This is a genomic window from Chryseobacterium aahli, assembly GCF_022699665.1.
Lineage (GTDB): Bacteria > Bacteroidota > Bacteroidia > Flavobacteriales > Weeksellaceae > Chryseobacterium > Chryseobacterium aahli.
Genome location: NZ_JALDNB010000008.1, coordinates 177,387 through 198,598 on the forward strand (window position 1 = coordinate 177,387; position 21,212 = coordinate 198,598).

Genomic DNA, 21,212 nt, shown 5'->3' on the forward strand with positions numbered 1-21,212 from the left:
CAAAAATACTTGTACACTTTCTTTTAAGAGGAAGTGCAGTATTTATTATTTACTATTTTTTTAAATTAATTTATATGAAAAATATATTCAAGCTTCTACCCTTGGTATTTATTAGCATGAGTATGAGCGCACAAGTAGGTATTAATACTACTGCGCCAAAATCTACACTCGATGTAAATGGAGATATTACACTTAGAAACGAACTTAGAATAGGAGGAACTAAAACAACAGATGGCACTCCGGGAACAAGCAATCAGATTCTTGTTTCGCAAGGTGATGATGTAGCTCCACAATGGAAAACGTCTAAGCTTGGTTTCTTTGAACAGAACGAATACAGAATTACTTATTCTAATGCGGTTACGGATGAAGTAGGAATCAACTTTGGTGATACTTCTGAAGGAGATGGTTTTACAACTAGTGCTATAAACGAAAGTATATCTTCTGCAAATCCTGTTTGGACTGAAATTCCAGGATTAGCTTCTGGTTTTACTGTAAAAAATGCAGTCAACAGCACAAATTTTTTATTTCAGACAGGATTAGAAATGTCTGATGTTGGAAATATTAATGATCAGTTCGTACGTTTTACATGCGGAATATTTATAGATGATCAATTAAGAGCAATCAGGGCAGATCAAATTAATGGTATAAATAATAAAGGTCAAAAAAACCAATCAATTTTTACGCTTAATTATACAATAAATAACTTGTCGGCAGGCAGTCATACAGCAAGAGTAGCTTGTAGAAGAATTGCTTCCAGCGCTGCAGGATATCATTTTTCGATTGGTAGAACGACTACTAATGGTACACAGGTGACCAATAATTTCATGCTGAGATCAATTCTTAAGTTTGATGTAAGTGAACAGGTAAAAATAATTTATTAGAAATTATGCAGACAAAAAAATATATAATTTTTTTTATATCATTATTCATTAATGGTATGATATATTCACAGGGAGTTGTAAATCAGGTGGGTATAAACACAGAAACTCCTAGAGCCAGACTGGATGTGCAAGGTAATCTCAGCGTAAGAAACAGAATTTATTTAGGAGGAAGCGATACGGTAAACGGATTGCTGGGCGATGTAGGTACGGTATTGGTCTCGCAGGGTGTAAATAATCCACCGGTTTGGAAGTTGATAAGAAGACCAGATTTTGATCCTTTTTTATATACAATTTTCAATAATGAAGCTAAAGAAACAATCAATGGAATTATTTTCGCAGCCAATTCGGCGGGTGCAGGATCTCAATTGCATATACTGGATCAAACGTTGACTAGTTTTGCCGGTACTGAGATTACAGAGTTAGAGCGTACTTTTCAAATTGATAATTCTGGAAATATAGCTATATTGACATTTGAAACAATTGCTCATCTAGAGTCTACGAATGTAAATAGGGCTGCAGATTTTTCATGTGGTGTTTTTGTAGATAATTTACTTAAAGGAATTAGGGTATATACCTTAAACCAGCCCGGAGCTGCTACATACCCTTTTTATACTTTCGATTTGGTTGCAGCAGCGCCAAATTTAACAGTAGGAAGTCATACTGCAAAAGTAGCTTGTAAAAAGAGAGCAAATATCAATGGTTTTACGGGGCAATTGGGAATTGGCAAGTCTATACCTGCAGGTGGTAATTTGAATGATTTTATGACCAAATCTTCTTTGGTAGTAGAAACCTACGAAAAACCAAGTTCTAGTAATACAGTCACTGTTTATAACCCTTAATCACTTTATTTAAAATGAAAAAAGATATTTTACTTACATTTCTGCTGTTGCAGTCGATTTTCTTCTTTGCACAGACAGGAAATGTTGGAGTCTTAACTGTAAACCCACGAACTAATCTTGATGTCAACGGAACAACAAATATCAATAATGAAATCAATTTAGGAGGTACGAATTCTGTAGTTGGAAATCCTGGAACGGTGGGTGATCTTGTCTCTGCGAACGGAGCTGCCAATCCGGTATGGAAAAAATTTGATTTGCCAAATGGTTATTTGGATGGTTTGGTGCTCACTTCGTCTTCTCTGAAATCTACTACAACTGGTGCTACCTTTACAGGAGCTAATGGAAGTGGATCTCCTTACAGCGAAGATCAAAATCTGCCTACTGATTGGGTGACAATTGCGGGAGTAAGCGAACCTGCTTTTCAGATAAGAAAGAATGTAAATACTGTCAATATTTTTGTTCAGACAGTAGCGCAGGTTACCGGTAATAATGGAACTGGATCATTTGGTTGCGGAATATATATTGATGATAAATTGAAATTTGCAAGAACCGGTATCGTTACTGGTGCATCAGGATCTTATAAAATTTTAACACTCAATGCATCAATATCAAACTTATCTGTAGGCACACACAGTTATAAATTTGCGTGCGCTCAACGTAATGTTGTTACAGGAAATGTTTTGACAATTGGGCAGGCTCAGGCTACTCCTGCTACTTTGAGTCCTACTATGGCAGGAACTTCGTCAGTATTAAAGATTTTGGAACCGATACAATAATTTTTTTACAATTACATTTAATAAATGCTGTTTCAGAAATGAGACAGCATTTATTTTTTAAATAAATATTTATTTATTATTCTTTATTGTGTGAAATTTAAATATTATGTTAAATGATGTTTTTTAGGTAATTGACAAAGAAACAATTGATTAGTTAAATATAATGATTATATTTGCGCAAACAAATGATATAATTGAAAAAGAAACTAACAAGCTTTAGCTGTGCTAAAAAATATTCAAACCTTAATAAAGGCTTTGGGTATTTTTACGGTTTATGGGTCTTGTTATTTTTTTCTTTTAATAGTTTATTGAATGCACAAGTAGGCATTGGGAATCCCACTCAATCTGCGATTATTCTTAAAAATGGGGCTGCGATTTATTCTACAGATGCCAACTTTAATCGGCAAATAAATTCAGACAAAATTTCCTTAAAAAATGCAGAGGTTTTCTATGAAAGTGAGAATGGCAATGAAGTAATATTGGTAGCTGCTTCAGAAAAAAGTATTGAATCCGAAAAAAAAGATCTCAAAACTCAGGTAAAAATTGCTGAAAAAAACAAGAAGAAAGAAGCGCTAAAAAAACTAAAAAAGCAGATCTCTGATTATGAATCTCAAAAAGAAAAATTCGAATCAGAGAAAATAAAGACTTTTCCGTCTTCTGAAGAATTCATTTCATCTACTCATGTCAACACAGATTATGTAGTCCCGAGCTATCATCACTATAAATTATCAAAAATTTATAGTGCAGAAAATCAATATGTAATTAAACTGGCTTTAGATTTTTTATATCCTAAAGAATATACTTATTGCAATAACACACCTTTAGATTTCTGTTTTTCTAAAATCTTTTCTGTAAGGCCACCACCATTTTTTATATAATTTTTCTAATCAGGTATTAAGAAGAGGATTGTTTATTTATAATTTCTCTTGTAAAGGCCTGAAATGTTGAATTCTTATATAAAAAAAATTAAAATGAAAAAAAATATATTCAAGTATGTCCTTGTGCCTACAATGATTTTGTGTGCATTTGGAATTAACTTTTTTAAAGCTCAGAATTGGACAACAGTCTGGACTGAGAATTTCAACGGACTTACTTACAGTTCGTCTTACAATAACGGTGTTACAGGATATTGGAATAATAGTGCCAACCCGCCACAAAATAGTCAGATTAACGGAGCTTTTGAGGCTACACCGGCTAGCGGTATCGTAGCAGGAACTACGCAGGTGCCATCTGATGCATCAGGTGGTAGGTTTCTTATGTTTTGGACACAAGGTGGGGTCGCTATACCAGCTTCAGAAAATGTGTTTTTCAAAAAAACGATGACTGTAGTGCCTGGGAAAACATATAGAATAAATTACCGTTTTGCAACATTAGGAACCGTTCCTGGTACTGCTGCAAATAGGACAAACGCCACATTCAGGGTTTCACCACAAGGCAATACGACATCATTTTATACCTCGGGAATGGTTGTTGCGGATGTGAATGCGTGGAAAAATGTTCAGTATGAATTTACGGTTCCTTCGTCAGTTACTTCAATAGATATGACTTGGGAAAATACTACAAAAGCTACCACGGGAAATGATTTTGCTCTTGATGATTTAGTATTGCAGGAAGCTGTTGATAGTGATGGGGATGGTATTCCTGATTATATAGATGATGACGATGACAACGATGGTATCTTAGACACCGCTGAATGTGGTGGGGGTGCAATTTACAACTATTCCGGATTTGGGATCAGAACGATATCTGCTACTCAGGCTAATTTAATAGGTTTAACAGGCAATACTTATACTCCTACGACTATAGCAACAAATATTATCCCTGGTAATGATGCCAATCACATGACAACAGATGCTTCGAGAAACAGAGTGTTATTTGCAAATAATATAGCGCAAGGAAGTCTTTTTGCCTATCAGTTTTCAACCAATACCGTTGTAAATGTAGGTTCAGGATTTTTATCAAGTTTGGGTGATGCTTCAGGAGGGGCCGCAATGTATAACAATGATTATTTTATTTACGATGACACAGGAACAACAAGTCAGGGATTGTGGCGAGTAACGTTTAATGCAAGCGGAAATGCGAGTACCCTTACCAAAGTTGTTGACCCTATTTCTGGAATAGATTTAGGAGATATTGCGATTAATTCTTCAGGGATGGTTTATCTTATAGCCAGTACAGGTGCTCTGTACAAACTTGACTTAAGCAGTTTAAACTTAAGCATAACTACTCCTTCATCAGCTTGGATTTCTGTTGGAACAACAGCCTCAGCATCAGGAACGCAATTATTTTTTGGTGCTAATGGAGATTTAATAGGGAGTAATAATGGAAATTTAATACGAATAGATCCAAATAATGCAGCTAATTTAGGGACAATATCTACCCTGACTTCTGGATATAGTTGGGGCGATATTTCGGAAGCACCATCGGTAGGGTTCAGCTGTGGTACTGATACTGATAGTGACGGAATTCCCAATAATTTAGACCTAGATTCAGACGGAGATGGTTGTACCGATGCTATTGAAGGAGGCGCTGCTTTTACCACAGCCAATCTAGTAACTGCTACGGGAACCATTTCTACGCAGACTCCTAATCAAAACTTAGGGAATACAGTAGGTAGTACTGCAACAACTACAGGAGTTCCTACCATTGCAGGAACAGGTCAGTCTGTTGGGCAATCTCAGAACAGTACCATATCAGAATGTTTGGATAGTGATAATGACGGGGTTCCAAATATTTGTGATTTGGATGATGATAATGATGGAATACTGGATATACAAGAGAATACTTGTGTACTCACTGGGCAGACTATAAGAATAGGATATATACCCAATGTGAGGGATCTTGATGGTGATAACGGATATACATTCGATGGAGCCCTTATGAATAACTCGGGGGCCTTAAAATTGCTTAATACAGCTAATTTTGGTCCTTCTGGAATTGTGAATGCTAATATTGTATTGGTTCCCATGACTACGAATCCTATCACCAAAGCGTATATTACAAGCTTAAATTTAAATGCCATTTTCTTGGGAGGTATTGATGACGCGGCTCAGAATTCTTATCTAAGCAGCAGTGAATTTGTAGCAATCAAAGATTGGTCAGATGATTCTCCTAAAAACTTTGTTGTATCCACACAGGGGCAGACTGTAGCTTGGGAGGCAGCAATTACTGCAGGTAATATCAATCCGGATGTACCAACATCATTAGGCAGCACTAGTTCTGTTTTTAGCGGACCTTTTGGATCCGTAAGTTCATTTAGTCAAGGGGGTAGCTATCAGGCATATTTTATACCAAGTACTCAGTGTTTTGCTCAAATATTTGCCCAGGATAACAGTGGTCGTCCAGTTATCTATCTTGATGGAATTTATAATGATTTAATGATTGCTGATGTTGATATCTTAACAAGTCTAGGTGGCGTTACTGCAGGAAATACTGTTACTTCTAACAATGACAGATTATTTATGAATATCTGGGCGTTTGTAGCGCAGCAATCTGGTTGTACAAGCAGTGACACTGATGCTGACGGAATCCCTAATCATTTAGATCTTGATTCTGATAACGACGGTTGTTTAGATGCGATGGAAGGAGATGAGAACGTTACTGTGAATATGTTGGTGAATGCAGCACCGGGTCTTAGTGTGGGAACAGGTTCTACAGCGGCCAATCAAAACTTGTGTGCTTCCGGAACCTGTGTGAACGCTAATGGTGTTCCTACTCAAGTGAATTCTGGAGGAGCGGCTGATATCGGAGGAGATGTTGGTCAGGGAATCGGCGATTCGCAAAACGCATTGATAAGTTCAGGATGTTATTGCTACAAACCTGAAGTAGTGGTTGTAGGAAATCCGAACCCTGTAAAACACGGAATTACTTCACTTAACAGAGCAAATTCAGGTACTTCAGATTGGCCGGTTGTGAGACAAAGTGCATGGACGGTTTTAGAGTCTAAAACTAAAGGTTTTGTTCTCAACCGTATGGCATTCGTAGATGCAGATTCTAACACAGCTACACCAACCACGCCACCATTGGCTTCCATTCCTGCAGCTAATTATGTAGAGGGAATGATGGTTTACGATACCGTATCAAAGTGTTTGAAAATCTATAATGGTACAATCTGGAGCTGTTTCAGTACACAGACTTGTCCGGATTAATTCAATTAAGATTTTAATTAAGTTTAAATTTTAAAAAAATGAAAAATATATTAAAAATAGCATTTCTCTTCATCGCTGCTTCCGCCTCTGCTCAGGTGGCAATCGGGAAATCATCACTCACCACCTTGCCTTCACCGGCTCCGGCAGGAACCCCTAATCCTTCAATTTCTCTGGAATTTGGGGATTATGTAATCAATCAGGGAAAAGGTTTTGTATTACCCTGGACAACTGCTGCGATGGATAAAGCTGCTGCCGTGGAAGGGACAATCATCTACGATACCACAGATTTTATCGTGAAGTACAAAAACGGAACTGCGGCAACAAGCTGGGTGGCTCTCACGAAAAACGAAAGCGCTCCTGCACCGATTAACACTACCCAAGGTGTGGTAGACACGACACTTCAGGACACTTTCAACGGCGTTGCTTTAGTGGATAGCCCTACAGCCAAAACAAGCATCGGAACACCGACTTCGGTGCCGGGAATTTTGGTTTTGGAAGACGCTAACAAAGCAATGATTCTCCCAAAAGTGCCAAGCCCGCATCTGAATATCTCAAATCCTGAACCTGGAACAATGGTTTATGATACGGTAAAACAGCAATTGGCAGTTTTTAATGGTAAAGTTTGGTCTTTTTGGAAACCATAGATTTACAGTAAAATAAATATATATTTTAAGTTGCTTCGTGATGGAGCAACTTTTTTTTGTTCTAAATTATTTTCCCTGAATCATAAAATCGGAATTTGAATTGCCTGAGAATTTCTATCGGCTATGCAGATTTCTGGTTTTTCTCTTTCAATTTTAAATTATAAATGAATTCTTTTGTTAATGATGAATTAATAGGATTATAGTATGTTATTAATTGCTTTTGCGTTCATAATAATTATACTTGCGGATTTTTTTCATTATGCGTTTTTTTGCTTTATTTAATATAGTTAGCCGGCGGTATTCCGGTGCTTGTATTTAGTGTATTTTATTGGTGATTTAGTTCGGAATGATGTGATATGTGAAATTTTTTAATGTAATGTCTTTGAATGGTGTATTTATATTAATGATATTTATCAATTTGAGGTTTTATAGCCATTCAGACGGAAAGTGTAGGTGTAAATCATTGTGTGTTTTTTTGAAAAAAAAATAAGTGTAAAAAATCAATTATGTATTACATTGTTGTTAAAAAAATCAGTTGATGTTTTTAATGATACTGTTTTTTTTCGCTAATAGTATCTAATGTCATACATGCGGTTTGTTAATGTCTATTTAATACAATATTTGTTGATTTATTGCTTACTTTTGCACCTGTAAACTAATATCCTTGCAAGAAACTTTATTATATAACAATACGGTTGCGAAAAATTTGAACTTTATTAAAGGTTTGAATTATTTTCCAGCTTTATTGTTGATATTGTTATTTTCTTTAATAAATAATGTTTACGCCCAAAAAGCTAATTCTCAGCAACAAATTACACCGACTACCATTGTTTTAAAAGATGGGGCAAATTTGTACTCAGCAGATGATAATTTTAATAAGCAGATTCTTAGCAATAAAATTATTCTGAAAAACTCTTATGTTTCTTATCAGGAAAATGAAGGCAAAGAACACCTTCTAAAATTAATTGCCAAACAATCACAAAAGGAAGAAAAGAAAGATCTTAAGAATCAGTTAAAAATAGCTGAAAATAAAAGACAAAAAGAAGCTTTACAACAAATAAAAAAAGAAGTAGAAAAATTTGAAAAAAGAGTTCAGGTTTTTGTTAAACATGATTTCAATGGTGCTCCGTCTCCTGATCAGTTTTTTTCTTCAAGCTCGATTGCAAAAAACTATGTAATACCTAGTCAAAGCACTCACGATTTTTCTAAATTCTATATTTCGGCAGACGCTTATGTAATTACTCAGGCTTTAGATTTTCTACATTCTCAAAAATACATATACTACAATAACAAATCTTTAGATTTTTGTTTCTCTGAGGTCTTTTCTGTGAGACCGCCACCGGTATTAGGTTATTAACATAAATTAATTTTTTTATTAACAAACTTCTCATTTATATAAATGAGAAAGCTAATACATTTTTATATGAATTTCAATTTTAAATATTTTAGAAAACACTTATTTGTTTTACTATTTTTTATATCCTGTCATGCTTTCGCACAGACTATTTCTCCTACAAATGGATTGCAGGCTGGAAATGTTGCTGTTCCGTGTTCTTCTTGTGTACCAATTGGTTGGACAAATAATGGAGGTACGCCCGATATTTCAAATAGAACTATTGCAGCGACAACAGGAACAAGCGGAGGTGGTGCAAACTGGACAAGTACAACTAGTAGTACCGATGATTTGACATTGCCTCTTCCTCCTAATTCTCATACAACATGGCTGTCTCTACGAGACTTAGGTCCTCCACCAGCTCTCGAAGAGTCTGTTAATACAACAATAGGAGGGTTGACGGTAGGGAGAACTTATGAGGTAGTTGTTTATTCATTAACAGCTGTTACCCGTAACAATGGGAACGGTGGAAAATATGCTGGTACATACAATGCTCAGTTTTTTGCATCGGTAGCGGGTCAGACTTTAACAGCAGGAAATTTAACCCAAAATACATGGGGTACTTCTAGATTGCGGTTTACTGCCACTCAGACTTCCCACGTAATGATAGTACGACCAGGAGCCGATGCGGCTGCTGCGGGTGGTGGTAATTCATATGAAACAGTACAAGTGTCTGTGACAGTAAATGCTGTTAATGCTGTGCCAATTGCTGTTGCAGATAATGCTACAACAAATCAGAATACTCCAGTTACAATTAATGTATCCACAAATGATAGTGATCCTGACGGATCTGTAGTTGCCAATACAGTAAGATTTGCTAATGATCAAACCTCTGTTGTAGTGCCTAATCAGGGTACTTGGTCTGTAAATACCACCACGGGGGTGGTGACATTTACTCCTTTGCCTACTTTCATAGGTACGGCTACAATTCCTTACACAATTAAAGATAATTTTGTTCTTGATGGTGTAAGTAATCCTTCAACTTCACAACCCGCAAATATCAGCGTAACAGTTATAAGCTCATTTGGATGTACCAATGCATTATATCTTGCGCAGTTTGATAGTTTATATTCTGTTGATACGTCAAGTAATCCATTTGCTTATCCTCTTATTGGAGATGCTTCAGATGATTATAATGCAATAGGGATTCATCCGTTGAATGGACGTATGTACGCAATGCCTAGTATAGCTTCTAATAATTTATGGATTATTAATACTGATGGAAGTTCAGTTAATTTAGGTCCTGTGACAGGATTGCCTGCGGATGCATATAATTCGGGTGAGGTTGATAATTTAGGGAACTATTATGTAAAAGCGTCAGGGTCTAATAATATTTTGTACAGAATTAATGTAACAACTTTAGTAGCCACGCCTATTACATTATCGACAAGTATTACTGTGGCAGATCTTGCTTTTAGAACTACAAACGGTCTTTTATATACTGTTAGTAATGATACAGGGCGGTTGATGTCAATCAATCCTGCTAATGGTACTGTTACCGGCATTGGACCTTCGCCAGGAACTGTTGCTTTTGGGGCGTTGTTTGGTTCTAGTACAGGAGAGATCTACGGATCGGACAATGCTGGTGGATTTTATCAATTCAATCTTACTACTGGACAAAGGGTTTTGATTTCAGGTTCGCCTGCGAGTGGTTCTAACGACGGAGCGCATTGTGTGACATCGCCGATTGCGTTCAGTGCTGATCTTGCAATAACCAAGACAGACAATACAACAACTTATGCACCAGGTTCTACAAGAGTATATACAATTGTAGCGCGCAACAATGGGCCTTTTGGGGTTTTGGGAGCAACGGTTTCAGATCCTTTGCCAGCAGGTATTCTTGCTGCGAATGTAAGTTATACTGCAGTTGCTGCAGGAGGTGCGACAACTTCTGTTTCAGGAACGCAGACCGGAGCAATCAATGATGTGGTAAATCTGCCAGTAAATGCTACGGTAACTTACACGGTAACGGTAAGTATACCGTTCACTTTCACAGGTGATCTTGTGAATACGGTCACCATTACAGCGCCGGCAAATAGTACAGATTCTAATTTGACTAATAATACGGCAATTGATACGGATACTCAGGAGGTATGTTACAGACCAGGAATTACAAGCGGAACTGTGTTGAATACAAATCACGGTTTTACTTCTTTAGCAAGAGCAGGTAGTACTGCATCTGGCAATTGGCCAATGGTAAGAAAAGGAGCTTGGACGGTTTTGGAATCCAGAACTAAAGGTTTTGTTGTCAACAGACTGACAGCACTACAGATTTCACAAATTCCTGCGGCAAATCTTGTAGAAGGAATGATGGTGTACAATATTACATCAGATTGTCTTCAGGTCAACACAACGGGTACTCCGGCGGGTTGGACTTGTTTTACTACACCGACGTGTCCGTCTAATTAATGTTTAATAAAAAAAAGAATTAATAATGAAATATTTATTTCTAATCATACTGGCATTTTTGTCAGGAAATGTATATTCTCAAGTAGCGATAGGTAAAGAAAGTGTGTCTTCACCATCTGTTTCACTTGATTTCGGACCTGGGAATCGTGGTATTGTTTTACCGTGGGTAACTTCAGAAGGAAGTGTTACTGGTGCTGTAAACGGTACATTGGTTTATGATCTTACCGATAAAAAAGTGAAGGTAAAATACGCATCAGGCTGGAAGGATCTTACAGTTAATACAAATGGTACGACAGTGCAGGGTGGTGTAGATGGTGCCTTGATTCAAGCGAGTTCGATAGCTGAAAATACTTCTGCTAAAACAGCAATTGGAACAACTTTAACGTCGGCGCCAGGGATATTGGTTTTAGAAGATACCGACAAAGCTATGGTTTTGCCTACAGCTGCAAGTCCGCATCTTAATATCATAAATCCTGCACCCGGAATGATGGTGTATGATAACTTCAATAAAGTGTTAGCTGTTTATAACGGAACAGTTTGGTCTTTTTGGGGTAGAGAAAATGTTCCTACTGTAACAACGGGAACCGGAAGAGTATGGATGGATCGTAATTTAGGTGCAACGCAGGTGGCTACAAGTACTACAGATGCTGCTTCATATGGTGACTTATACCAATGGGGACGTTTAACTGACGCTCATCAAATTCGTACTTCCCCGGTAAGTACTACATTAAGCAGTACAGATGTTCCCGGTAATGGAAATTTTATTACCTCTTCTACTACTCCTCTGGATTGGCGTTCACCACAGAATGTCAATTTATGGCAGGGTGTAAGCGGAGTTAATAATCCATGTCCTAATGGTTTCCGTATTCCTACTTTGGCTGAATTTCAAGCTGAATCAGCGCTTTTTGCCACACAAAATGCAGCAGGTGCATTTAATTCCCCATTGAAATTAACGACGGCTGGTTATAGAGCTTATAATAATGGAGTAATGATTCAAGAAGGTGCTACTGGGGTTTATTGGACCAGCACAACAGCCGGTACCAATTCGTCATATGCTATCTTCAATGCGTCAAATAATACTTCTGGCAGTGTTTTTCGAGCGTATGGGTTTTCTATTCGTTGTATAAAAAACTAAAACTTTTACGAATCACCAATATTCTTAAAAGGCTAACTTAAATTTTAAGAAATCCGTCTCACAAATTTTTGTGAGACGGATTTTATTTTATTTGCATTCTAAATATCAGAGATGAGAAGAATTTATGTTTATTTATAAATCAGGTAGAAGGATGGATTAGTAAGATGTATAAAAAATTAACTTTTTATTTAAGTTAGATCAATTTCTTTAAGGTTAAAAACCACTGCCTTGTTTATAAGGTGGTGGTTTTTTTTGATTTAAAAAATAATGACTTTTTCTGTACACGGTAAACTTTATGCTAATTTGCTATATCAACTCTTTTAAAAAATTAAGAAAATTTTATAATTACAAAAGCTATAGAATGATGCTTCAATTTGTGTAATCACTTAAAAATTAGTATATTTGCAGTTCTTTTGGCGCTAATAAATACACATACATCAGTAAAACATTGTAAATCAACTCTTTCATAATTTTGAAAGGGATTTCTTGTTGATTGACTATTGTAATTTTTTTCGTCCAAAATAAAAATTTAAAAATATTTTGCATTACGCTGTGAAAAGATATACCAGCGTTGCAGTTAGAATTAGAGTTTATAATATAGAATTAAGATCAAAAGACCACTTCTGATAGCGCCAAACATCAAATGTCTTTTATTTTACCTCTTTTATCTTTTAGTCTTTTTCTGATATTTTTTGTAAAATCAAAATATTTTTTAACCCTTTCTTAAAAGTTTTATGAGTAAAACAACCGCAATTACTAAAGGAAATGAGAGAATTAATTTCTCTACAGCGAAAGGAAAAATCATTACTCCGGATTTCTTAGATATCCAGTTAGAGTCATTTAAAGATTTTTTCCAATTAGATACACTTCCTGAAGACAGAAAGAAAGAAGGTTTGCACAAAACCTTCCAAGAAAACTTTCCAATTACCGATTCTAGAAACCAATTCGTTTTGGAATTCTTAGACTATTTGGTAGATTCACCACGTTACTCAATCGATGAGTGTGTGGAAAGAGGTTTAACGTATTCCGTTCCTCTAAAAGCTAGACTTAAACTATATTGTACAGACCCTGAACATGAAGATTTTCAGACGGTTGTACAGGATGTTTATTTAGGTCCGGTTCCTTATATGACTCCGTCTGGTTCATTTATCATTAACGGTGCAGAGCGTGTTATCGTAACTCAGTTACACAGATCTCCGGGTGTATTCTTCGGACAGACTTACCACGCCAACGGAACAAAATTGTACTATTCAAGAATTATCCCTTTCAAAGGATCTTGGATGGAATTTACTACCGATATCAACAGCGTAATGTACGCATATATCGACCGTAAGAAAAAATTACCTTTAACTACATTATTAAGAGCTATCGGTTTCGAATCTGATAAAGATATTCTTCAGATCTTTGACCTTGCAGAAGAAGTGAAAGTTTCTAAAGCTGCACTTAAAAAAGTAGAAGGCAGAACTTTGGCTGCGAGAGTATTGAACACTTGGTTCGAAGATTTCGTAGACGAAGACACTGGTGAAGTTGTTTCTATCGAAAGAAACGAAATCATCCTAGATAGAGAAACGATTCTTGAAAAAGAACATATTGATCTTATTTTGGATGCTGGTGTGAAATCTATCCTGATTCACAAAGAAAATTCAAACGAATTCTCTATCATCCAGAATACTTTACAAAAAGATCCAACCAACTCAGAAAAAGAAGCGGTTGAATATATTTATCGTCAGTTAAGAAATGCAGATCCACCCGATGAAGAAACTGCAAGAGGAATTATTGAAAAATTATTCTTCTCTGAGCAAAGATATTCATTGGGTGAAGTAGGACGTTACAGACTAAACAAAAAGTTAAGCCTAAACATCCCAACTACAACTGAAGTTCTTACAAAAGAAGATATCATTGCGATTGTAAGACACCTAATTGAGTTAGTAAACTCAAAAACTGATGTTGATGATATTGACCACTTATCAAACAGAAGAATTAAAACTGTTGGTGAGCAATTAGCAGGACAGTTCGGTGTAGGTCTTTCGAGAATTGCAAGAACGATTAAGGAAAGAATGAACGTTAGAGATAACGAAATCTTTACTCCACTTGACCTTGTTAATGCGAAGACTTTAACATCAGTTATTAACTCATTCTTTGGTACCAACCAGCTTTCTCAGTTCATGGACCAAACCAATCCTCTATCAGAAATCACGCATAAGCGTAGACTTTCTGCCCTGGGACCTGGTGGTTTATCAAGAGAAAGAGCAGGTTTCGAGGTACGTGACGTTCACCATACTCACTATGGTCGTATTTGTCCTATCGAAACTCCTGAGGGACCAAACATTGGTTTGATCTCATCTTTGGGTATCTATGCAAAAATCAATTCTTTAGGTTTTATCGAAACTCCATATAGAAAAGTAGAAGGAAGCACTGTAGATTTACATGCTGATCCTATTTATCTTAATGCTGAAGACGAAGAAGATAAAGTAATTGCTCAGGCAAACGTTGAGTTAGACGATAACGGAGCTTTCTTAACAGACAGAATTATTGCCAGATTAGATGGTGATTATCCTGTAGTTGAGCCTGCTCAGGTTAATTTGATCGACGTTGCGCCAAACCAGATTTCCGGTATTTCAGCTTCATTAATTCCATTCTTGGAGCATGATGATGCAAACCGTGCGTTGATGGGATCAAACATGATGCGTCAGGCAGTTCCTTTGTTGAAGCCACAAGCTCCAATCGTAGGTACAGGTCTGGAACAACAAGTTGCGAAAGATTCAAGAATCTTGATCAATGCTGAAGGTAATGGTACTGTAGAGTACGTAGATGCTGATCAGATTACTATTAAATATGAAAGAAGCGATGACGAAGATTTAGTATCATTCGAATCTGCTACGAAAACATATAAACTGACTAAGTTCAGAAAAACTAACCAGAGTACGACAATTACCCTAAGACCAAACGTAAGAGTAGGTGAAACGGTACATAAAGGTCAGGTTCTTTGCGACGGTTATGCAACCGAAAACGGAGAATTGGCTCTTGGTAGAAACTTAGTGGTAGCCTTCATGCCTTGGAAAGGATACAACTTTGAGGATGCAATCGTAATCAACGAAAAAGTTGTACGTGAAGACTGGTTTACTTCTATCCACGTGGATGAGTATTCTCTTGAAGTTCGTGATACTAAATTAGGTATGGAAGAATTGACAGCAGATATTCCAAACGTATCTGAAGAAGCTACCAAAGATCTTGACGAAAACGGTATGATCAGAATCGGTGCTGAAGTGAAGCCTGGAGATATTATGATCGGTAAGATTACTCCAAAAGGTGAATCTGATCCTACTCCTGAAGAGAAACTTCTTAGAGCAATCTTTGGTGACAAAGCTGGTGATGTAAAAGATGCTTCATTAAAAGCGGATTCTTCATTAAGAGGTGTTGTGATCAACAAAAAATTGTTCTCTAGAAACATTAAAGATAAAAAGAAAAGAACTGAAGAAAAACTTAAGCTTGAAGAGATTGAAAACACTTACAAGGCTAAGTTTGACGAGTTGAGAAATACTTTAATCGAAAAATTAAATACTCTAGTTAGCGGTAAAACTTCTCAGGGAGTTACGAATGACTTAGATGAAGAAATTATCGGTAAAGGGGTGAAATTCACTCACAAATTGTTGACTTCAGTAGAAGATTACGTAAACGTTAGCGGTGCGGATTGGACAGTTGACAACGATAAAAATGAATTAATCAAACAATTGATTCACAACTACAAAATCAAATTCAACGATATTCAAGGAGTTAAAAACCGTGAGAAATTCGCAATTTCTATCGGAGATGAGCTTCCAGCAGGTATCATGAAATTGGCTAAAGTATATATCGCTAAAAAACGTAAACTTAATGTTGGAGATAAAATGGCAGGTCGTCACGGTAACAAAGGGATCGTTTCGAGAATCGTTCGTGAAGAAGATATGCCATTCTTGGAAGACGGAACACCGGTAGATATCGTATTGAATCCACTTGGGGTACCTTCTCGTATGAACATCGGACAGATTTATGAAACAGTTCTTGGATGGGCTGGTCAAAAATTGGGTATGACATTCGCTACGCCAATCTTTGATGGGGCAACTCTTGATCAGATTACAGAGTATACTGAGAAAGCAGGAGTTCCTAAATTCGGTCACACTCACCTTTATGATGGTGGTACCGGAGAAAGATTTACACAAGCTGCAACGGTAGGTATTATCTATATGTTGAAACTTGGGCACATGGTAGATGACAAAATGCACGCACGTTCTATCGGACCTTACTCATTGATTACTCAGCAGCCATTAGGAGGTAAAGCTCAGTTTGGTGGTCAGAGATTCGGAGAGATGGAGGTTTGGGCTCTTGAAGCATTTGGAGCTGCAAATATCTTGAGAGAAATCTTGACTGTGAAGTCGGATGACGTGATTGGTAGAGCAAAAACTTATGAAGCGATTGCAAAAGGGGAAGCAATGCCTGAACCAGGTATTCCGGAATCTTTCAACGTATTACTTCACGAGTTACAAGGTCTTGGATTAGACGTAAGATTGGAAGAGTAAATTAAGATTTAATTGTTAAAAAAATTAAAGAATTAATTAAACTCAGAGATAATAAGTGCGAAAGTGATTTTGAAGCTTTCAATCTTTTAATCTTTTAATCAAAAATTAAATTATGTCAAATAAAAATAAATCAAGTAGATTTAATAAAATAACCATCGGTTTAGCTTCACCTGAGTCAATTTTACAAGACTCAAGAGGAGAAGTTCTTAAGCCGGAAACTATTAACTACAGAACGCATAAACCAGAAAGAGACGGTTTGTTCTGTGAGAAAATCTTCGGTCCTATCAAAGATTACGAATGTGCTTGTGGTAAATACAAGAGAATTCGTTACAAAGGGATCGTTTGTGACCGTTGTGGTGTAGAGGTTACGGAGAAAAAAGTACGTAGAGAAAGAATTGGACACATTGGTTTGGTTGTTCCTATTGCGCACATTTGGTATTTCCGTTCTTTACCAAACAAAATCGGTTACCTTTTAGGTATTCCTTCTAAGAAATTAGATATGATCATCTATTACGAGAGATATGTTGTTATTCAGCAGGGTATCGCTAAGAAAGCAGATGGTTCAGATTTTGACGAGAAAGAATTCCTTACAGAAGAAGAATATCTGGATGTTTTGGAAACTCTTCCTCCGGATAATCAATATCTTGATGATGCAGATCCAAACAAATTCCTCGCTAAAATGGGTGCGGAAGCTGTTGAAGAATTGCTAAAAAGAATTGATCTTGATGCATTGTCTTTCGATTTGAGACACAAAGCTCACAACGAAGGTTCTAAGCAAAGAAGAACTGAAGCTCTAAAAAGATTGAACGTTGTAGAAGCATTGAGAGGTGCTAACACTAGAATGATCAACAGACCAGAGTGGATGATTATGCGTGTGCTTCCTGTAATACCACCAGAACTAAGACCATTAGTTCCATTGGATGGAGGACGTTTCGCAACTTCTGACTTAAATGACCTTTACAGAAGAGTTATTATCAGAAACAACCGTTTGAAGAGATTATTGGAGATCAAAGCTCCTGAAGTAATCTTGAGAAACGAGAAGCGTATGCTTCAGGAATCTGTAGATTCATTATTTGATAATACAAGAAAATCTTCTGCAGTAAAATCTGAATCAAACAGACCATTGAAATCACTTTCAGATTCATTGAAAGGTAAGCAAGGTCGTTTCCGTCAGAACTTACTAGGGAAAAGGGTAGATTACTCTGCGCGTTCGGTAATTGTTGTAGGTCCAAACTTACAGCTTCACGAATGTGGTATTCCTAAAGATATGGCTGCTGAACTTTACAAACCGTTTATCATTAGAAAACTAATTGAAAGAGGGATTGTAAAAACAGTAAAATCTGCAAAGAGAATTATTGACAGAAAAGAACCAGTAGTATATGATATCTTAGAGGGTGTAATGAAAGGTCACCCTGTTCTATTGAACAGAGCACCTACTTTGCACAGACTGGGTATTCAGGCTTTCCAACCTAAGATGATCGAAGGTAAGGCAATCCAGCTACACCCGTTGGTAACGACAGCATTCAACGCCGATTTTGATGGTGACCAGATGGCGGTACACTTACCGTTGGGTCCTGAAGCAATTTTGGAAGCTCAGTTATTGATGTTAGGTTCTCAGAATATCTTGAACCCTGCAAACGGTTCTCCAATTACGGTACCATCTCAGGACATGGTTCTTGGTCTATATTTCATGACCAAAGAATTAAGCTCTACAGATGAGAAAAAAGTTTTGGGAGAAGGTCTTGCATTCTATTCTCCAGAAGAAGCGGAAATCGCTTATGCTGAAGGTAGAGTTTCATTGAACGCTAAAGTAAGATGTAGACTACCAGTAAAAGAAGAAGGTGTAATCACTACAAAATTGATTGAAACTTCTGTTGGTAGAATCTTATTTAACCAAATCGTTCCTAAACAGTCAGGATATATTAATGAACTTCTTACAAAGAAATCATTAAGAAATGTAATTGGTAAAGTACTTGCTGATACAGATTTCCCTACCACTGTGAAGTTCTTGGATGCAATGAAAGACTTAGGTTATTCAAATGCATTCAAAGGAGGTCTTTCGTTCTCATTAGGTGACATCGTTGTCCCTGTTGAGAAAAAGAAAATGATCGCAACATCTATTGAAACTGTAGACGAAATTAGAGCCAACTATAACATGGGTCTTATTACAGATACAGAAAGATATAACCAAGTAATCGACGTTTGGACAAACACCAACGCTGGATTAACTGAAATGATCATGAGCAGAATGAAAGTTGACCAAGGTGGATTCAATTCTGTATACATGATGCTTGATTCTGGTGCGAGGGGTTCTAAAGAACAGATCCGTCAGTTATCAGGGATGAGAGGGTTGATGGCAAAACCGCAGAAAGCTGGTTCTACTGGTGCGGAAATTATCGAAAACCCGATTCTTGCAAACTTTAAGGAAGGTCTTTCTATCTTAGAATACTTTATCTCTACTCACGGTGCTCGTAAGGGTCTTGCGGATACCGCTCTTAAGACTGCCGATGCAGGTTACTTAACGAGAAGATTGGTAGACGTTGCACAAGATGTTATCATTACTGAAGCAGATTGTGGAACTCTTAGAGGAACTGAAGTTACTGCACTGAAGAAAAATGACGAAATCGTTGAAAGAATTTCTGAAAGAATCTTAGGTAGAGTATCTCTTCATAACATTTATGATCCAGAAACCGACGAATTAGTAGCAACTGCTGATCAGATTATTGAGGAAGCTTTAGCGAAAAGAATCGAGGAAATGGGTATTGAAGCAGTAGAAGTACGTTCACCACTTACTTGTGAAACCAAAAAAGGAATCTGTGCTAAATGTTATGGTAGAAACCTGGCAACTGGTAAGAAAATCCATATGGGTGAAGCGGTAGGTGTAATTGCTGCACAATCAATTGGGGAACCTGGAACTCAGCTTACGTTGAGAACCTTCCACCAAGGGGGTGTATCTACAAACGTATCAGAAAATCCTTCAATCTCTGCAAGAAGAGACGGTATCGTTGAATTGGATGAGGTAAGAACAATTACTTCTGAAGACGAAAACGGAAATACTGCGGAAGTAGTAGTATCTCGTACAACAGAATTTAGATTGGTTGCTGATAACGAAACCAGAACACCGTTAATGATTGCTAACGTACCTTACGGTTCTCAGTTACTAGTTAAATCTGGTGATAAAGTGAAAAAAGGCGATATCATTGCTAAGTGGGATCCGTATAATGCGGTAATCATTGCAGAAAACGCCGGTAAGGTAGAATACGAGGATATTATCCAAGGTATTTCATTCCAACTAGAGATTGATGAGCAAACAGGATTTGAAGAGAAAGTAATCTCTGAATCTAGAAATAAGAAAGCCGTACCTACATTGAAGGTGGTAGATTCTAAAGGAGTTGAGCAAAAAGGTTACAACTTACCGGTAGGAGCCCACTTAATGGTAAACGATGGTGAAAAAATTAAGGCTGGTAAAGTCTTAATCAAGATCCCAAGAAAATCTGCTAAGTCAGGGGATATCACCGGAGGTCTTCCGAGAGTTACAGAATTATTTGAAGCAAGAAACCCTTCAAACCCGGCGGTTGTTACAGAGATCGATGGGGTAGTTTCTTACGGAAAAATCAAGAGAGGTAACCGTGAATTGATCGTTGAGGCTAAAACTGGTGAGAGAAAAATTTATTTAGTTAAATTATCAAACCAGATCTTGGTACAGGAGAATGACTTCGTTAGAGCTGGTTCGCCACTTTCTGACGGTTCAGTTACTCCAGACGACATCTTGAAGATCAAAGGGCCAACTGCGGTTCAGGAATATTTAGTAAACGAAATTCAGGAAGTTTACCGTCTACAAGGGGTGAAAATCGATGATAAGCATTTCGAAATCATCGTAAGACAGATGATGACAAAAGTTTCAATCGTTGACGGAGGTGATACTCAGTTCCTTGAGGCTGCTCTAGAGCACAAATACGATTTCTTAATTGAAAACAACAGAGTATTTGGTCTTAAAGTAGTTACAGACGCTGGTGATTCTAAAGAATTCAAGCCAGGACAGATGATCACTGCAAGAGAACTAAGAGACGAAAACTCTAAGTTGAAGCGTGAAGATCAGGCTTTAGTTGAAGTAAGAGAAGCACTTCCTGCAACGGCAACGCCGGTATTGCAAGGGATTACAAGAGCGGCTCTTCAGACTAAGTCGTTCATGTCTGCAGCATCATTCCAGGAGACCACTAAAGTTCTAAACGAAGCAGCAGTAGCTGGTAAAGTAGATACCTTGAATGGTCTTAAAGAAAATGTAATTGTAGGACACAGAATTCCTGCAGGTACAGGTCTTAAAGAGTATCAGAATGTAATCGTAGGTTCTAAAAAAGAATTCGAAGATTTAAATTAATTCAAAATTTAATGTTCAAGGTTCAAAGATTTAATTTATTTTTGAGCCTTGAA

General features: G+C 37.1%; 11 protein-coding genes. All 11 read left to right on the forward strand.

Features of this window, described 5'->3' with window-relative positions:
• The first annotated feature begins 74 nt into the window (after window positions 1–74).
• The 11 genes from MQX03_RS13820 (at window position 75) to rpoC (ending at window position 21,159) form a co-directional block, all read left to right on the forward strand.
• Window positions 75–881: a hypothetical protein gene (locus tag MQX03_RS13820; protein ID WP_242803766.1), complete on the forward strand. Its 807-nt coding sequence runs from the start codon at window positions 75–77 to the stop codon at window positions 879–881.
• A 56-nt stretch (window positions 882–937) separates the two neighbouring features.
• The gene (locus MQX03_RS13825) at window positions 938–1,720 is read left to right on the forward strand and encodes a hypothetical protein (protein ID WP_242803767.1); all 783 of its coding nucleotides are present in this window, start codon (window positions 938–940) and stop codon (window positions 1,718–1,720) included.
• A 14-nt stretch (window positions 1,721–1,734) separates the two neighbouring features.
• Complete coding sequence (locus MQX03_RS13830) at window positions 1,735–2,496, forward strand: hypothetical protein (RefSeq protein WP_242803768.1); 762 nt, start codon at window positions 1,735–1,737, stop codon at window positions 2,494–2,496.
• Window positions 2,497–2,690: 194 nt separating this feature from the next.
• A complete protein-coding gene (locus MQX03_RS13835) occupies window positions 2,691–3,374 on the forward strand; it encodes a hypothetical protein (RefSeq protein ID WP_242803769.1) in 684 nt (227 codons plus the stop codon).
• 93 nt (window positions 3,375–3,467) lie between these two features.
• A complete protein-coding gene (locus tag MQX03_RS13840) occupies window positions 3,468–6,644 on the forward strand; it encodes a thrombospondin type 3 repeat-containing protein (protein ID WP_242803770.1) in 3,177 nt (1,058 codons plus the stop codon).
• Between the two features lie 38 nt (window positions 6,645–6,682).
• Window positions 6,683–7,288 (forward strand): hypothetical protein, encoded by a 606-nt coding sequence (locus tag MQX03_RS13845; protein WP_242803771.1) that lies wholly within the window; start codon window positions 6,683–6,685, stop codon window positions 7,286–7,288.
• Between the two features lie 706 nt (window positions 7,289–7,994).
• The gene (locus MQX03_RS13850) at window positions 7,995–8,645 is read left to right on the forward strand and encodes a hypothetical protein (RefSeq protein WP_242803772.1); all 651 of its coding nucleotides are present in this window, start codon (window positions 7,995–7,997) and stop codon (window positions 8,643–8,645) included.
• 66 nt (window positions 8,646–8,711) lie between these two features.
• Entirely contained in the window at window positions 8,712–11,090 is a 2,379-nt protein-coding gene (locus MQX03_RS13855; RefSeq protein ID WP_242803773.1) for a DUF6923 family protein, read from the forward strand.
• 25 nt (window positions 11,091–11,115) lie between these two features.
• Window positions 11,116–12,225, forward strand: coding sequence for a fibrobacter succinogenes major paralogous domain-containing protein (locus MQX03_RS13860; RefSeq protein ID WP_242803774.1), 1,110 nt, complete (start codon window positions 11,116–11,118; stop codon window positions 12,223–12,225).
• A 734-nt stretch (window positions 12,226–12,959) separates the two neighbouring features.
• Complete coding sequence (gene rpoB, locus MQX03_RS13865) at window positions 12,960–16,781, forward strand: DNA-directed RNA polymerase subunit beta (RefSeq protein WP_242803775.1); 3,822 nt, start codon at window positions 12,960–12,962, stop codon at window positions 16,779–16,781.
• 112 nt (window positions 16,782–16,893) lie between these two features.
• Complete coding sequence (rpoC, locus tag MQX03_RS13870) at window positions 16,894–21,159, forward strand: DNA-directed RNA polymerase subunit beta' (protein ID WP_129535986.1); 4,266 nt, start codon at window positions 16,894–16,896, stop codon at window positions 21,157–21,159.
• Window positions 21,160–21,212: the final 53 nt, after the last annotated feature.

Excerpts from the sequence above, each read along its gene's own strand:
- MQX03_RS13820 (WP_242803766.1), top strand. The coding sequence starts at position 75 with ATGAAAAATATATTCAAGCTTCTACCCTTGGTATTTATTAGCATGAGT.
- rpoB (WP_242803775.1), top strand. The coding sequence starts at position 12,960 with ATGAGTAAAACAACCGCAATTACTAAAGGAAATGAGAGAATTAATTTC.
- MQX03_RS13860 (WP_242803774.1), top strand. The coding sequence starts at position 11,116 with ATGAAATATTTATTTCTAATCATACTGGCATTTTTGTCAGGAAATGTA.
- MQX03_RS13830 (WP_242803768.1), top strand. The coding sequence starts at position 1,735 with ATGAAAAAAGATATTTTACTTACATTTCTGCTGTTGCAGTCGATTTTC.
- MQX03_RS13825 (WP_242803767.1), top strand. The coding sequence starts at position 938 with ATGATATATTCACAGGGAGTTGTAAATCAGGTGGGTATAAACACAGAA.
- rpoC (WP_129535986.1), top strand. The coding sequence starts at position 16,894 with ATGTCAAATAAAAATAAATCAAGTAGATTTAATAAAATAACCATCGGT.
- MQX03_RS13855 (WP_242803773.1), top strand. The coding sequence starts at position 8,712 with ATGAATTTCAATTTTAAATATTTTAGAAAACACTTATTTGTTTTACTA.
- MQX03_RS13845 (WP_242803771.1), top strand. The coding sequence starts at position 6,683 with ATGAAAAATATATTAAAAATAGCATTTCTCTTCATCGCTGCTTCCGCC.
- MQX03_RS13840 (WP_242803770.1), top strand. The coding sequence starts at position 3,468 with ATGAAAAAAAATATATTCAAGTATGTCCTTGTGCCTACAATGATTTTG.